This is a genomic window from Streptomyces sp. NPDC096324 (assembly GCF_044763015.1).
Classification (GTDB): Bacteria; Actinomycetota; Actinomycetes; order Streptomycetales; family Streptomycetaceae; genus Streptomyces.
In genome coordinates, this window is sequence record NZ_JBIWFK010000003.1 from 720,505 (window position 1) to 735,046 (window position 14,542).

Below are 14,542 nucleotides of genomic sequence, written 5' to 3' on the forward strand. Positions count from 1 at the left end.
CCGCCGCACCTTCCCGCGGTCCTGCCGGACGGTGAGGAGGCGGAGCGATGACGACGAGGCCTGCCGGCTCCGTCGGAAGGTTCGTGGCGGCGCTGCGGCCGCGCGGAGCCCGCTCCGAGATGCGGGCGCTGGCGGTGGAGCTCGGCCGGGTACTGCGGAGAAGGATCGATACGCCCGTCGACATGCGGGAGCTGGCGCAGGCCCTCTGCGAGGAGATGAGCCGGCGCCGCGGCGGCCGTCCGGTCCAGCTCCGTTTCGAGCGCTTCCCCGACGAGATCGAAGTCACCGGTCTATGGATGGAGTTCAGCGACTTCGACCTCGTCGTCGTCGAGGAGCGCGCCGAGACGGTGCAGCAACTCGTCATCCTCGGGCACGAGTTGTGGCACATGAGGGAAGGCCACCGCGACCACCACGTGGACGGGGCGACGGCCGTGGCACGGGCCGCTCTCTCGGACCGTTCCCGCTGGCACGAACAGGGGCCGCGGGCGACGCCGTTCCGGCAGGAGGTCGCGCGTGCCGTCGCCGCCCGCGACGGTTCGCGTCAGGCGGACGAGGCGCAGGCCGAGGCCTTCGGCCTGCAACTGGCGAGTGTCTTCCGTTCCTGGGTGACCGGCCCCGGCGACCACGCCCCCGTCGACCCGGTGAGCCGCGCCATCGAGGCCTCCCTCGGCTACCGCAGGCCCCAGGACTGACCCGCGGGCCCGCCCGGACGGGCCTAGCCGACCCGGAGTGCGGCCGGACAGGCCCTAGCCGACCCGGAGTCCGGCCGGACGGGTCGCCTCGACCACGTCCGCGACCACGCAACTGACGTTGTCCGGCCCGCCCGCGTCGTTCGCCGCCCCGACCAGGGCCCGGACGGCCGTGTCCGGATCGGGCGCCGACGCGAGAAGCCGCTCGATCCCCTCCTCCGGCACGACGGTGGACAGGCCGTCGGAGCACAGCAGATAGCGGTCGCCCGGCCGGACGTCCTGAAGCCGCAGATCCGGTACGGACGCGGCGCTGCCCAGGGCCTTGAGCAGCAGGGCGCGCTGCGGATGCGTGGCCGCCTCCTCCGGGGCGAGGCGGCCCTCGTCGATCATCGACTGGACCACCGTGTGGTCGTGGGTGATCCGGAACAGCCCGCCGTCGCGGAGCACATAGGCCCGGGAGTCCCCGATGTGGACGAGCGCGAGCTGGGAGCCGGTCCACACCAGGGCCGTGAGCGTGCTGCCGGTGCCGCCGCCGTCCGGGGCCCCCGCCGGGGCGTGCCGCGGCACCAGGTCCGCCACCGCCCGCGCCGCGCCCTCCACGGCGTCCTCCAGCAGGTTGAGCACGCCACCGGCCGACAGCGGTTCGTCGTCCAGGAACGTCAGGGCCCGTACGGCCGCCGTGCTCGCGGGTCCACCGCCCGGCCCGCAGCCGTCGGCGACCGCGAGGACGCGGGCGCCCGCGTGGACGCTGTCCTGGTTCGCCTCGCGGACCAGACCGGTGTCGGTGAGAGCGGAGCAACGGAGTTCCAGCATGGTGGTGTCCTTCCCTGGGGACGGTGACAGTTGGTCCACGAGGAACGCCGCCAGATCCCGGCGGGCGGCCGTCTCGGCCTCGACCCCGGCCCAGTACGCGCCGATCTCCCGCGCGGCCGGCCCCGGTTCCAGGGCGCACACCAGCCGGATCCTGGCGAGCGGCATGCCGAGCCGCCGCAGCCACGCCACCAGCCGGGCCCGGCCGAGCTGTTCGGTCGCGTAGTAGCGGTACCCGGTCCCGGGGTCCACCCGGGCGGGGCGCAGCAGCTCCAGTTCGTCGTAGAGCCGCAGCGCCTTGGGCGACAGCCGGGAGGCCTTCGCGAAGGCCCCGATCGTCAGCATGTCCACGTGTCCACCCCGTCGCTCCCGTGCCCGGGCCGCACCCGGGCCGCACGCGGCTCGGATCCGGTCCCGGTTCCTCGTTCCGTCATCGATGCTGGGCCCTGCCCCTTGGTGAAGGTCAAGTGTGGCCCGGCCCGGGAGCGGGGGAGGTTGTTAGCCTGCGGCGGGGCCCGGGACGGCGCACCGATGGGGCGCGTCCGGGACCGTGTGCCGGTGCCGTGCCGGTGCCGTACGAGGATGGAGTCCGTTGTGGCCCGTATCGCGCTCGTCACCTACGACCCGGGCGAGGAGCCCGGCGCGGACCGGGACCTGCCCGTGGTGAGGGGAGCCCTGGAGGACGCCGGGGCGGTGGCGGAGATCGTGCACTGGGACGATCCCTCGATCGACTGGGCGGGTTTCGACCTGGCACTGATCCGGTCGACCTGGGACTACAGCCGGCGCGTGGCCGAGTTCGTGGGGTGGGCCGAGCGGTGCGCGGGGCTCACCCGGCTGATGAATCCGGCGGCGGTCGTGCGGTGGAACACGGACAAGCGGTATCTCGGTGACCTGGCGGACGCGGGGGTGCCGGTGGTGCCGACCCGGTATCTCGCGCCCGGGGACCCGGTCGACCTGCCCGGCGGGCACGAGTTCGTCGTGAAGCCCACGGCGGGGGCGGGGGCGCGCTACGCCGCCCGGTACACGCCGAAGGAGCGGGAGACGGCGCTCGCGCAGCTCGCCCGGATGCACGCCGAAGGGCTGACCGCCATGGTCCAGCCCTATGTGACCGGCATCGACGTCCGGGGCGAGCGGGCGCTCCAGTTCTTCGGCGGACGGCTGCTGCACGCCAGCCGCAAGGGAGCCGTGCTGGAGCCCGGGACACCCTACGACGCGGACAAGACGCCCCACCCGCGCCTGGAGGTCTGGGAGCCGACCGCGGCCGAACTGGCCGTCGCCGAAAAGGCGTTGGCCGCCGTTCCGGGCGGCGCGGACCGTGTGCTCTACGCCCGTGTCGACCTCGTCGACGGCGAGGACGGCGAGCCCCGGCTGATGGAGCTGGAACTCGTCGAGCCGAACCTCTTCCTGTGGCTGCACCCCGGGTCGCTGCCCGTCGTCGTGGACCGGATCATCGAGGCCGCCGCCCGCTGAGCGTCCTTGCGCCGGCGGCCGGGATCCCGAGGCCCTACCGGCCGGAAGCCTCGGGTTCCTCCGGTACGGGCCCCTTGACCCCCACCCGTTGCAGCAGCCCCCAGGTGAACTCCGCCGCGCACGCGTGCGGCACGCCCGACGCGTCGGGCGCCGTGAAGGCCAGACCCCACCGGGTCGGGGCCGTGCCCTCCAGGGGCCGGGCGGGGGCGAAGGCGCGGGCCACCTCGTCGACCGTGCAGCTCCAGGGGGTCAGATCCTCCAGGGTCTCCAGCGTCGGGGCGGGGGCGCCAGGGGCCCGTACCAGCCATTCGTTCCAGACGACGCCGTTCGGGGCGAGCAGGACCTCGAAGCGCAGGCCGGGCCACAACGGCACAGGCCAGCGCAGGGCCTCGCAGGTCAGGTCGCCGATCCGGCGCTCGGACACCGACTCGGGGGCGCCGAGGACCGAACGGTGGCGTGAGGCGGCGGAGCGGCCCCGCGGGGTGCGCAGCATCGCCTGCCAGCGCCGGTTGGCCTCGCGCATGTCCGCGACGGACACGCCCAGCTCGTGACGGGCGTCCTCGACCGGGCCGGGGTTGTGGTCGGCCATGCGGCGCAGCAGGACGAGCTGGAAGTCGAGCGGGGTGAAGGGCGTGGCGGGGCGTCTGGCCGGCATGGGCTCCATGGTCGCGCACCCGGCCCCCGCAAACCATTGCCCGCCCCCGGGCGAATGACTAGCCTGTGTTCGTCATCCCGATCGTCTGTTGAAATTTCGAACAAAAGGGAGGGGTCGGCTGTGGGACGCCTCGTACCTGCCGTGACCCGGGCTCTGGACATACTGGAGCTCTTTCTCGACGGGGACGGGACGCTCTCCGCCCCCGACATCGTGCGCAGGCTCCAGCTTCCGCGCACCACCGTGCACGAGCTGGTGACCACGCTCGCCGCCCGGTCGTACATCGTGCAGGTGCCCGGCCAGCCGGGACGCTACCGGCTCGGCGTGCGCCCGTACCAGCTCGGCAGCCGCTACGCCGAGCAGCTCGACCTCGCGGCCGAGGGCCAGCAGGTCGCCCGTTCCGTCGCCGAGACCTGCGACGAGACCGTACACGTCGCGATCCTCGAAGGCACCGATGTCATCTACATCGCGAAGGTCGACTCCACGCACGCCGTGCGCATGGTCTCGGCCGCCGGCCGCCGCCTTCCCGCGCACTGCACCTCCGTCGGCAAGATGCTGCTGGCCTCCCTCTCCGAGCCGGAGCTCACCTCACGCGTCCCGGACGACGCCGACCTCGTGGCGATGACCCCGAACAGCATCACCGAGCCGGGCGCCCTGCGCGAGGCCCTCGCCGAGATCCGCCGGCGCGGGATCGCCGTCGAGAGCCGTGAGTCCAACCCGGACGTGAGCTGTGTCGCCGCCCCCGTGCGCGACCGGGCGGGGCACGTCGTCGCCGCGCTCTCCATCTCCGTACCGATGATCCGCTGGAGCGACGAGCGCCGCGCCGAACTGGAGCAGCTCGCGGTCAAGGGTGCCGAGGAGCTGTCCGAGCGGCTCGGCCACCGGAACGTGCGGTGACCGCCGTCGAGGTCGCGGTCCGGGCGCACGCGGCGCTCGGCGAGGGCCCGACCTGGGACGCCCGGGCGGGGCGGCTCGTCTGGGTCGACATCCTCGGCTCCCGGATCCACACGTACGACCCCGCCTCCGGCCGCCGCACGGTGCTCGCCACCGAGCAGCACGTGGGCGCGGCCAAGCCCCGCGCGGGCGGCGGCCTGGTCGTCAACCTCCGTGACGGCGTGGGTCTTTACGGTCCCGCCGGGCCCGGCGATTTCGGCACCGGGCCGGAGGGAGCCTCGGAGGCGGCGGGATCCGGGGCCGCCGCACCGGCCGGCGGCTCGTTCCGCTGGCTGCACCGGGAGCCCGTGCCCGGCCGGCGCGCCAACGACGCCGCCGTCGCGCCCGACGGCTCGCTGTGGTGCGGCACGATGCGCTACGACGAGGCGCCCGGCGGGGGCACGCTGTCGCGGATCGCCCCCGACGGCACGGTCCGCCCGATCCTCGACGACGTGAGCGTCAGCAACGGCACGGGCTGGAGCCCCGACGGCAGCCGCGTCTACTACATCGACTCACCGACCCGCCGCATCGACGTGTTCGACATCGGGGACGATCGACTGCCCGTCGGCAGGCGTCCGTTCGCCACCGTGGAGGACGGCTTCCCCGACGGTCTGACGGTGGACGCGGAGGGCGGCGTCTGGGTGGCCCTCTGGGACGGCGGGGCGGTCCGCCGCTACACGCCGGACGGCACGCTGGACCGGGTGCTCGAACTGCCCGTCCGGCGCCCCACCGCCTGCGCGTTCGGCGGCGCCGACCTCACCGACCTGTACATCACCACCGCGCGTACGGGCCTCACGGCGCCGCACCCGATGTCCGGCTCCCTGCTCGTCGTCCCGGGCGCGGGCAAGGGCCTGCCGCAGCCGGAGTTCGCCGGATAGCCGAACACCCCCGCGTTCCCGCCCGGTTGACGACCGCCGGGCGGGGACGCGCACGTCTCGGCCCCCGACCCACCTCGCGGCCACCGCCGTTCACGCGAACCGCCGTTCCGTGAACCCCCTTTGACGCGAACCCCTTTCACGCGAACCCCTTTCACGCGAACCCCTTTCACGCGAACCCTTGACGGGTAAGCGCTTCCTGTCTACGGTCCCGTTCGCCCTCACGATCGGCGTCCGGCATGTCGAACGGCGTGTCGAACGGCGTGTCGAACGGCGAGGGAAGTGCATCCCGTCCCCAGGCGCCCCGAAAGGACACCATGCGCACCGCCCGCTTCGTTCTCGATCCCGCCTTCACCGTCGGCGAGGTCGCCCCCCGTCTCTTCGGCTCCTTCGTCGAGCACCTCGGCCGCTGCGTCTACACCGGCGTCTTCGAGCCGGACCATCCGACGGCCGACGCCGACGGCCTGCGCGCCGACGTGCTGGAGCTCGTCCGCGAGCTCGGTGTCACCGCCGTCCGCTACCCCGGCGGCAACTTCGTCTCCGGCTACGACTGGGAGGACTCGGTGGGCCCCGCCGAGGAGCGGCCCCGACGGCTGGACCTCGCCTGGCGCTCCACCGAGACCAACCGCTTCGGGATCGGCGAGTTCATCGGCTTCGTGCGGAAGATCGGCCCGCGCGCCGAGCCGATGATGGCCGTCAACCTCGGCACCCGCGGGGTCGCCGAGGCCCTGGCACTCCTGGAGTACGCCAACCACCCCTCGGGGACCGCCCGTTCCGAACTGCGGATCGCGCACGGCGACAAGGCCCCCTTCGGCATCCGGCTGTGGTGCCTCGGCAACGAGATGGACGGCCCCTGGCAGACCGGCCACAAGAGCGCGGAGGAATACGGCCGGCTCGCCGCGGAGACGGCCCGCGCGATGCGGCAGATCGAGCCCGGCCTCGAACTCGTCGCCTGTGGCTCGTCCGGCCAGGGCATGGCCACCTTCGCCGCGTGGGAGGCGACGGTCCTCGCCGAGACGTACGACCTCGTCGACCACATCTCCCTGCACGCCTACTACGAGGAGACCGACGGCGACCGGGACTCGTTCCTGGCCTCCGCCGTCGACACAGAGTCGTTCATCGAGAACGTGGTCGCGACCTGCGACCACGTGGGCGCCCGACTGAAGTCCAAGAAGAAGATCAACCTGTCCTTCGACGAGTGGAACGTCTGGTACCAGAGCCGGCCGAACCCACACCCGGTCGAGGACTGGCAGGAGGCCCCGCGCCTGCTGGAGGACGTCTACACCGTCACGGACGCGGTCGTCCTCGGCTCGCTGCTCATCGCGCTGCTGCGGCACGCGGACCGGGTGGCCGTCGCCTGCCTCGCCCAGCTCGTCAACGTCATCGCGCCGATCATGACCGAACCGGGCGGCCCGGCCTGGCGGCAGACGACGTTCCACCCGTTCGCCCAGGCCTCCGCCCACGGGCGCGGTCGGGTCCTCGACGTCCGGGTGGACTCGCCGACGTACGCGACCCGCAAGTACGGAGAGGTGGACCTGCTGCACGCCACCGCGGTACGCGCCGAGGACGGCTCGGTCACCGTCTTCGCCGTCAACCGCGGCCGGACCGAGCCGCTGCCGCTGGAGGTCGCCCTGGGGCGGACGGGGCTGACGGCGGTCGTCGAGCACAGCGCGCTCGCCGACGCCGACCCGGACGCCGTCAACAGCCGGCACGACCAGGAGCGGGTCACCCCGCACCCGGTCGAGGGGACCACGCTCCGGGACGGCACGCTCAGCGCCGTCCTGGAGCCGCTGTCCTGGAACGTGATCAGGCTCGCCTAGGGTCCTCTTCCCTACGTGCTCCCGGGGCCGGGGGAGGCGACCGGTGTCACCGGTACCCCTCCGGCCGCGCTGCCCAGCAGCGTCAGTTCCACCCGGCCGGGACCCGCGGGCGTGGTCCCGTCGGACAGCACCGCGAGGGCAAGTGTGTTGTGCCCCCGGGTGCGAAGCACCCCGTTGGGCAGGATGAACGTGTGCTGCGGGCCCACGTCGTTGATGTACTGGCCCATGTTCCAGCCGTTCAGGAAGATCTGCACACGATAGGCGCGGGCCGGATCGTCCGTGAGGGTGAGCCCGATCGACGCGTCCACGCCGCCGTCCACACCGAGCCGGAAGCCGGTGCGGTACCAGGTGACGCCCTGGCGCCGCTCGGCGCGCGGGAAGCCGACGGTCTTCCAGCCGCCGTCCGCGAATCCCGGCAGATGCCAGCCGTGGCGTTCGCCGTGCAGGCCTCCGGTGTTGAGCGGTCCGCGCACGGGGTCGGGGGCCGCCTCGCCCTGGATGCGCCAGCGGACCGCGGGGGAGGCCCCGGCGAAGGTGACGGCCGTCAGGCCCCGGGCCGCCTTGTGTGTGTCGTCGGCCCGGCCGTCCTCGTCGTGCTGCATCCGCCGGACCAGGACGGACAGCACATGGGAACGCCGCTCCCGCGGCCGGACGGGGAAGGTGGCGGTGGCCGCCCAGGTGCCCTTGCGCACGGTCTTCCTGTCCGGCACCGGCATCCGGTGCGTACCGAGCGGCTCGCCGTCCAGCCAGGCCATCAACAGCCCCTGGGTACCGGTGACATAGGACAGGGAGACCGAGTCCGCGTCGCCCGCGTCCGCGAAGTGCCCCCGGTACCAGACGTCTCCGTAGTGGAAGCCGTAGTCGTCGGCGAACAGCACGGGTTGCCCGGCGGGTACCGGCGTGACGCCGTACGAGGTCGTCCGGTCCGCCGGCCGCCACGCCGTGTCGTCGTGATCGGGAGCCGCCTCGGGATTCTCCTCGGCCCGGCGCCAGCCGGTGAGCGCGGGCAGCCGCACCGGGCCCGGTCCGGCCAGCGGCCGCTCGGCCCGCAGACTCCCGGAGGAGGTGGCGTGTGCGGTCAAAGCGCTCTCGTTCCAGACGAGTTCGGCCATCCCGCGCGGCCCCCACACCTCCAGGTCCGCCGTCCCCGCGGTGTCACCGGTGAGACGAGCGGTCGTGCCGCGCAGGACCGCCGTGCGCAGCAGGGCCGGGCCGCGCACCAGCACCGGACCCGACGGGGTGTCGTGGCGCCACAGCAGGCGGGAGCTCTCGTCGTCGGCGAACAGCAGCAGGAGGGGAGCCGTGACCCCGCCGCCCTCCACCCGGACCCGGGTGATGCCGCCGAGCACGGCGTCGACGCGCAGGATCCCGTCCTCGTAGCCGTATCCGGCGTCCCCGTCGAGCACGGTGACCCTCGGCTCGCTCGTGGCCTCCAGACAGGTGCGCGTCGACTCGCCCGTCCGGCCCGTGAACACGGCGATGTCCTGGCGTCCCGCGGTCAGCCACAGCATCGGCTGGGCGGTGGACCAGTTCAGCTTCCGGCGCCCCAGGGCGATCCCGGCGGCGAGCAGTCGCGCGTCGAGGCCGGGCACCGGCACCTCGACGCTCGCTCCGGCGAGCGCCACGGTCGCGACGGCGTCGGAGGAGGAGTCGTTGCGCAGCACGTGGAAGCGCGCCTGGGTGTCCGGATTGACCAGGTGGTACGCCTTGATGCCGGGGCCCGCCCCCATGTCGTCGCCGGGGAGCGGTTCGGCGCGGTCGAGCTTGGCCAGATCGGGCACCGACTGGAGCAGCCGGCCGATCTGGTGCATCGGGACGAGCTTGCCGGTCGGCTGCCGCGCCTCGTCGATGGCGGCCCCGTAGTCGTACGACGTGTAGACGATCGGCGCGGGCAGCCAGCCCCAGGAGGTGCCGCCGAAGGTCATGTAGACGTTGTGGAGCGTGATGCCGTTGGCGAGGTTGGTGAGGTAGAAGCGCCGCTCGTAGGCCGCGTCGCGGGTACGGCGGGACTCGGCGTATCCGCGGCCGTCGAACTCGGCGCCGCCCCACGGGTCGAACCAGCCGCCGCCGAACTCCGGGATGAACCCGGGGGTGTCCGGGCTGGCGGTCGAGCCGCCCTTCATGCCGCCGGGGCCGAAGTACCCCCAGTCCGGTGGTGTCTTGAAGGGGGAGGGGTAGCCGTCGAAGCCGTACAGGTAACGCCCGCGCTCGCCGCCCGTGTCGAAGGTGCCGGGGGCCCAGTGACCGTTCCTGCCCTTGTCGTTGTGGAAGAGGGGGACGTCGATGCCGTCGGCCCGCACCTTGGCGTACAGGTGCGCCATGTAGTCGCGGCCCGCGGGCTCGGTCACATGGTTGTCGTACTCGTTCTCGAGCTGGTAGAGGACGATCGTGCCGCCGCCGTCGGTGTGGAGGTGGCGGACGGCGATGCGGTCGACGGCGGTCAGCCAGGCGTCGACGTGCCGGAGATAGACGGGGTCGGAGGTGCGGGCGACGCCGGGGGTGGCCGTCAGCCAGCCGGGGAAGCCGCCCGCGTCGACCTCGGCGTTGATGTACGGGCCGGGGCGCAGGATGACGTACAGCCCGGTCTCGGCGGCGGTGCGCAGGAACAGGTCGAGGTCGCGGACCCCGGTGAAGTCGTGCTGCCCGGGTGCGGGGGAGTGGTAGTTCCAGGCGACGTAGATACTGACCGCGTTGTAGCCGTGGGCGCGCATCTTCTGCAGGACGTCCCGCCACAGCGACGGGCTGGGCAGCCGGAACGGGTGGAACTCGCCCGCCCAGATCACCAGGCGCCGGCCGTCGATCAGCATCGAGTAGCGGTCGAAGCCGACCGTGTGTCTCCGGCCGTCGGCCGTGGGCGGCGCGGGTGCCGGTCCGGTGGGTGCGAGGGGCGCCCTTCCGGCCGCGCAGGCCTCGTCGCTCCCGCTGCCGCTCAGCGAGAGGCCGAGGGCGGCGGTACCGGCGAGTGCGCTGAAGGTACGTCTGCTCAACACCATGCGGGTTCTCCCGGGGGACGGCGACGGAGGTCCCCCCGCCGCCCGGTGGGCGCCGGGAGCCGGGGGAAGGTGCGGCCATTGTCCACACGAGCAGGTCATTCGATGGTCGTACGACGACCCCGGCGCGGGGGGATTACCCGGTATGGCCGTGGCCGGGGCGGCCCGTGGTCGCGCGGACCGCCCCCGGCCTCCGTGGGGGGAAGGTGTGGGTCAGCTCGTCTCGACGCCGAGCGTCAGCGTGCCGGTGTAGCCGGCGGACGTGCCGCTGCCGAGGGCCGTCAGGGTCAGGAGGCCGGAGGAGGCGCCCCCGTCGTCATAGATGGAGTCCTGGGCGAGGGTGGTGCGAGTGACCTTGTTGGTGGAGTAGGGGGACACCTTGGCCATCGCCGTGGTGATCGTCTCGTTGAAGAAGAGCTGACCGGTGTGCAGTTCCCGGCCGCCGGTGAAGGAGCCGTCGGAGGTGAGGGTGACGTCGGTGTGCACCTTGACGTGGATGTGCACGCAGCGGCCCCGGTACCAGCCGGGGTAGACAGTGGTGAGGTTCGCGACGCCGGAGGCGTTCGTCAGGACGCCGCCGCGCAGGAACGTGCCGTCGTCCGGCTCGCTGTGGCCGTTGTTGCCGACGAAGCCGGAGTACTCGCCGAGGGCGTCGCAGTGCCAGATCTCGACGAGGGCGTTGCTGATCGGCACGCAGGTGTCGTCGTCGACGACGGTGAGCACCAGCTTGAGCGGGGCGCCCGCCTTGCCTTCGGTGACGTCGGCGCGGACGAGCTGGCCGTCGAGGTAGTAGGGGCCTTCGGTCATCTCCTTGGTGAGGGTGCAGACGGCCGCCGCCGCGGGGGCCGCGTCGGCCGTGACGGGGGCGGGGGTGGGGGCGACGGGTGCCGCGGCGGCCACGGCGAGTGCCGCGGCCGAGGCGCCCGCGGCGATCAGTACGGTCCGGCGCCCGACAGGGGTCTCTGACGAGTCTTTCGTGGGGGTGTCTGTCATGAACACGGCACCGTAGGGAGGGATGCTGTCGGCGGACTGTGTGTTCCGCAAAGTGGCAGCCCGTCAAGTTCCTTGTCGGACACGCTGCCGACCCGCCGTGCTGCGCCATCGGCACCGGGCGCCTGGAAACCGGGCCTCGGGTCGTGGGCGGATCCCCGCGGCCGGCCCGTGGGGAGGCCGATTCCGCGGGGGTCCCGCCCGGCCCGTGGGGAGGCCGGCCGCGCGGGGTAGGCGCGCGGCGGTATGAGAGGTGGCCTAGCCGGCCTGGTTGTACAGCATGGCGCCGACGGCGCCCCAGCCGTTGCCGTTGCTCGACGACTGAGGTGGGGGTGGTTCCGGCTGGGTCCTGCCGCGGACCTGGGCCGCCGTCAGGCCGCCCTGCGCGCCCATGGAGGCGGCGCCCGCCATGCCGGGCATGCCGGTCTGGCCGGCCGGCTGGAGGGCGGGCGACGGGGCCTGCATGGCGGCGGGCGGCATCTGGGCCGGCATCGCACCCGGGCCCTGGGCCGCGGCCGGCCAGTTGGCGGGCTGCGGGGCGGCGGGGTAGGCCTGCGCCGCCGCGGGCTGCTGCGGGGCCGGATAGCCGGGGGCGGCGGCGGGCTGCTGGGCCGGGTAGGGCGACGCGGCGGCGGGCCGCGGCTGCTGAGCGGCCGGCAGGCTGGGCTGCGGGGCGGCGGCGGCCACCGGCTGGGGCATCGGGGCGGGCTGTCCGGGCCACGCGTTCGCCTGCGCGGCCAGCCCCTGCATGCCCGCCCCGTTGGTCGAGCCGACGAGGCGGTCCACCATGGCCGTACCCGAGCCGTAGCCGGTCCCATTGCTCAGCTCGGGTACGGCGGCTTCCTTCCTGGCCCCGTAGAGCACCTGCTCCAGGCCGGCGACCAGGCGGCGTACATCCGTCTGGGGACGTACGACGAGTCTCAGGAAGCGGCTGGACGAACCGACCTTGTTGCCGCACTCGCGGACCAGGATGCGGTGCTCGGTGAGCAGCCGGTCCCGGACCACGGTGCCCTCGGCACCGACGGGAAGGCGGACGAACAGGAAGTTGCCCTGTGAGGGGTAGATCGTCAGACCGGGCAGCGCGGAGAGCTGGCGGGCCATGTCGAGCCGGTCGCGGCGGACCATGTGCAGGCTCTCCATGTACTCCTTGCCGTGGTTCTTGAGCATGAACACCACGGTCTCCGCGAAGGAGTTGAGGTTCCACTTCGGCAGCATCGAGCGGACCCTGCCCGCGAGCGAGGGGTTGGCGACCATGTAGCCGAAGCGGATGCCGTGCAGGCCGAAGTTCTTGCCGAGGCTGCGCAGCACGATGACGTTGGGTCTCATGACCGCGTCCTCGACCACGCTCGGCTCCGACTCGGCGTCGGCGAACTCCAGGAAGGACTCGTCGATGACGACCAGGTCCAGATCGGCCATCGCGTCCATGAACTGGATGACCGACTGGCGCGGCAGGAAGCCGCCGTCGGGGTTGTTCGGGTTGCAGATCACGGCGACCTTGGTGCCGCGCGAGCGGATGAACTTGGCGTAGGCGGCGAGGTCGAGCGCGAAGCCGTTGGACTCCTGGAGCGGGAACATGTCGACCCGCTTGCCGGTCTCCATCGGCTGGTCGGTCCAGCGGCCGAACGTGGGGACGGGTATCGCGAGGGACTCACGGACCAGCAAGTGATCGATCCATGTGATGAGTTCGGTCGAGCCGTTGCCCATCGCGACGCACTGCGGCGGAAGTTGGAGCAGCGAGCACAGCTCGCTGGTGATCGTGTCGGCGCTGCTCGGGTAGTAGGTGATGATCTCGCGCAGCCGGCCGGCGAGTTCGTCGAACATCGCCGGGGTGGGGAAGTACGGGTTGCAGGGGATGCAGAAGTCAACCGGGCCGGCTCCGTCGCCCTCCCGCGTCAGTGCGGCCATCGACGGACTGTGCGCCGCGGTGCCGCGAAAGAGCGAGGTGACATTGCCGGCCATGGAACCTCCGTATAGGGCGAGCCCGTTGGGGAGGACGGGCCCCCGTTCTCTGGGTGGCCCGCGCGGGGGAGCACGGGCCGCCCTCTCATACGGATACGGATGGGGCGCTGTTCAATCGTTGTGAGGTCGTGCGGATTTTGTGAACCGGCTGTGAGGTACGGTCACACACCGAACGAGTGGACCGTGCTGGTCCGGTACGTCTGCCCGGGCCGCAGCACCGTCGACGGGAACGACGGGTGGTTCGGGGAGTCCGGGAAGTGCTGGGTCTCCAGGCACAGCGCGTCGCCCTGACGGTAGATGTGACCGCCGGTGCCGACGAGGGTGCCGTCCAGGAAGTTGCCCGAGTAGAACTGCAGGCCGGGCTCGTTCGACGCGATCGTCAGGGTGCGGCCGGAGGACGGGTCGCGGAGCGTCGCGACATGCTCGGGCTTCGCCGTGATCCCCTTGTCGAGGACCCAGTTGTGGTCGATGCCCTTGCCGTACAGGAGCTGCTGGTGGGCCACCCGGATGTCCCGGCCGACGGTCTTGGTCCGGCGGAAGTCGAAGGGGGTGCCGGCGACCTTCGCGAGTTCCCCGGTGGGGATCAGGCCCGAGTCGACGGGGGTGTAGCGGGAGGCCGCGATCTCGAGTTCGTGGTCGTAGATCGAGCCGCTGCCCTCACCGGCGAGGTTCCAGTACACATGGCTGGTGAGGTTGACGACGGTGGCCTTGTCGGTGGTGGCCTCGTAGTCGATGCGCCAGTCGCCGTGCCGGGTCAGGGTGTAGGTGACCTTCGCCCGGAGCGTGCCGGGGTAGCCCATCTCGCCGTCGATGCTGGTGTAGTGCAGGACGAGTCCGACGTCGGAGCCCGAGGCGAAGCCCTCCACGTCCCAGACCCGCTTGTCGAAGCCCTTGGCGCCGCCGTGCAGGCTGTTGACGCCGTCGTTGACGGAGAGCTGGTGGCTCGTGCCGTCGAGGGTGAACTGCCCCTTGCCTATGCGGTTTCCGTACCGGCCGATCAGGGCGCCGAAGTACGGGGTCTTGGCGACGTAGTCGTCGATGTTGTCGAAGCCCAGCGAGACGTTCCTGTACCGGCCGTGCCGGTCGGGGATCTCCAGGGACTGGACGATTCCGCCGTAGGACAGGACCTTGAGCCGTGTCCCGCCGTTCGCCAGCGACCACCGGTGGATCTTGGTGCCGTCGGCGAGCCTGCCGAAGAGTTCCCTCACGGGCTTGCTGCCGCCCGCTGCGTGCGCCGTGCCGATGGTGGCCGCGGTTAACCCCGCTGCCGCCGCCGCTGCTATGACCGTACGTCTGCTCGTTTCCATTTTGCGGCTCCTGCCCAATGGAGGGGGCCCCGCCTTCTGGCGGGGCC

11 protein-coding genes are annotated in these 14,542 nt (G+C 72.5%); 5 read left to right on the top strand and 6 right to left on the bottom strand.

The window, feature by feature from the left end:
- Nucleotides 1–47: 47 nt before the first annotated feature.
- Nucleotides 48–692 (top strand): toxin-antitoxin system, toxin component, encoded by a 645-nt coding sequence (locus ACIQ7M_RS10480; RefSeq protein WP_355775289.1) that lies wholly within the window; start codon nucleotides 48–50, stop codon nucleotides 690–692.
- Nucleotides 693–746: 54 nt separating this feature from the next.
- Here the strand turns inward: ACIQ7M_RS10480 and ACIQ7M_RS10485 are convergent, their stop codons facing one another.
- A complete protein-coding gene (locus ACIQ7M_RS10485; protein WP_403642243.1) occupies nucleotides 747–1,844 on the bottom strand; it encodes a MerR family transcriptional regulator in 1,098 nt (365 codons plus the stop codon).
- A gap of 237 nt (nucleotides 1,845–2,081) precedes the next feature.
- Here ACIQ7M_RS10485 and ACIQ7M_RS10490 point away from each other — a divergent pair, with 237 nt between their 5' ends.
- On the top strand, nucleotides 2,082–2,969 hold the full coding sequence (locus ACIQ7M_RS10490) for a RimK family alpha-L-glutamate ligase (RefSeq protein WP_403642080.1): 888 nt from the start codon (nucleotides 2,082–2,084) through the stop codon (nucleotides 2,967–2,969).
- 34 nt (nucleotides 2,970–3,003) lie between these two features.
- Here ACIQ7M_RS10490 and ACIQ7M_RS10495 read toward each other — a convergent pair whose 3' ends face one another.
- On the bottom strand, nucleotides 3,004–3,633 hold the full coding sequence (locus ACIQ7M_RS10495) for a hypothetical protein (protein ID WP_386983579.1): 630 nt from the start codon (nucleotides 3,631–3,633) through the stop codon (nucleotides 3,004–3,006).
- A 111-nt stretch (nucleotides 3,634–3,744) separates the two neighbouring features.
- Between ACIQ7M_RS10495 and ACIQ7M_RS10500 the strand changes: the two genes are divergently transcribed.
- The 3 genes from ACIQ7M_RS10500 to ACIQ7M_RS10510 all read left to right on the top strand — a co-directional run bounded on the left by ACIQ7M_RS10500 (nucleotide 3,745) and on the right by ACIQ7M_RS10510 (nucleotide 7,249).
- Nucleotides 3,745–4,518: an IclR family transcriptional regulator gene (locus ACIQ7M_RS10500; RefSeq protein WP_386983581.1), complete on the top strand. Its 774-nt coding sequence runs from the start codon at nucleotides 3,745–3,747 to the stop codon at nucleotides 4,516–4,518.
- Nucleotides 4,515–5,432: an SMP-30/gluconolactonase/LRE family protein gene (locus ACIQ7M_RS10505; RefSeq protein WP_403642084.1), complete on the top strand. Its 918-nt coding sequence runs from the start codon at nucleotides 4,515–4,517 to the stop codon at nucleotides 5,430–5,432. Before ACIQ7M_RS10500 ends, ACIQ7M_RS10505 begins: the two co-directional genes overlap by 4 nt.
- A gap of 314 nt (nucleotides 5,433–5,746) precedes the next feature.
- Complete coding sequence (locus ACIQ7M_RS10510) at nucleotides 5,747–7,249, top strand: alpha-N-arabinofuranosidase (RefSeq protein WP_403642087.1); 1,503 nt, start codon at nucleotides 5,747–5,749, stop codon at nucleotides 7,247–7,249.
- Between the two features lie 11 nt (nucleotides 7,250–7,260).
- Here the strand turns inward: ACIQ7M_RS10510 and ACIQ7M_RS10515 are convergent, their stop codons facing one another.
- From ACIQ7M_RS10515 to ACIQ7M_RS10530, 4 genes are all read right to left on the bottom strand, one after another.
- Nucleotides 7,261–10,242 (bottom strand): beta-galactosidase, encoded by a 2,982-nt coding sequence (locus tag ACIQ7M_RS10515; protein WP_403642090.1) that lies wholly within the window; start codon nucleotides 10,240–10,242, stop codon nucleotides 7,261–7,263.
- 210 nt (nucleotides 10,243–10,452) lie between these two features.
- Nucleotides 10,453–11,232: an intradiol ring-cleavage dioxygenase gene (locus tag ACIQ7M_RS10520; RefSeq protein WP_403642093.1), complete on the bottom strand. Its 780-nt coding sequence runs from the start codon at nucleotides 11,230–11,232 to the stop codon at nucleotides 10,453–10,455.
- A gap of 255 nt (nucleotides 11,233–11,487) precedes the next feature.
- Nucleotides 11,488–13,188, bottom strand: coding sequence for an aminotransferase class I/II-fold pyridoxal phosphate-dependent enzyme (locus tag ACIQ7M_RS10525; RefSeq protein WP_355773560.1), 1,701 nt, complete (start codon nucleotides 13,186–13,188; stop codon nucleotides 11,488–11,490).
- Nucleotides 13,189–13,349: 161 nt separating this feature from the next.
- Entirely contained in the window at nucleotides 13,350–14,495 is a 1,146-nt protein-coding gene (locus ACIQ7M_RS10530) for an aldose epimerase family protein (RefSeq protein ID WP_403642097.1), read from the bottom strand.
- Between the last annotated feature and the right edge of the window lie 47 nt (nucleotides 14,496–14,542).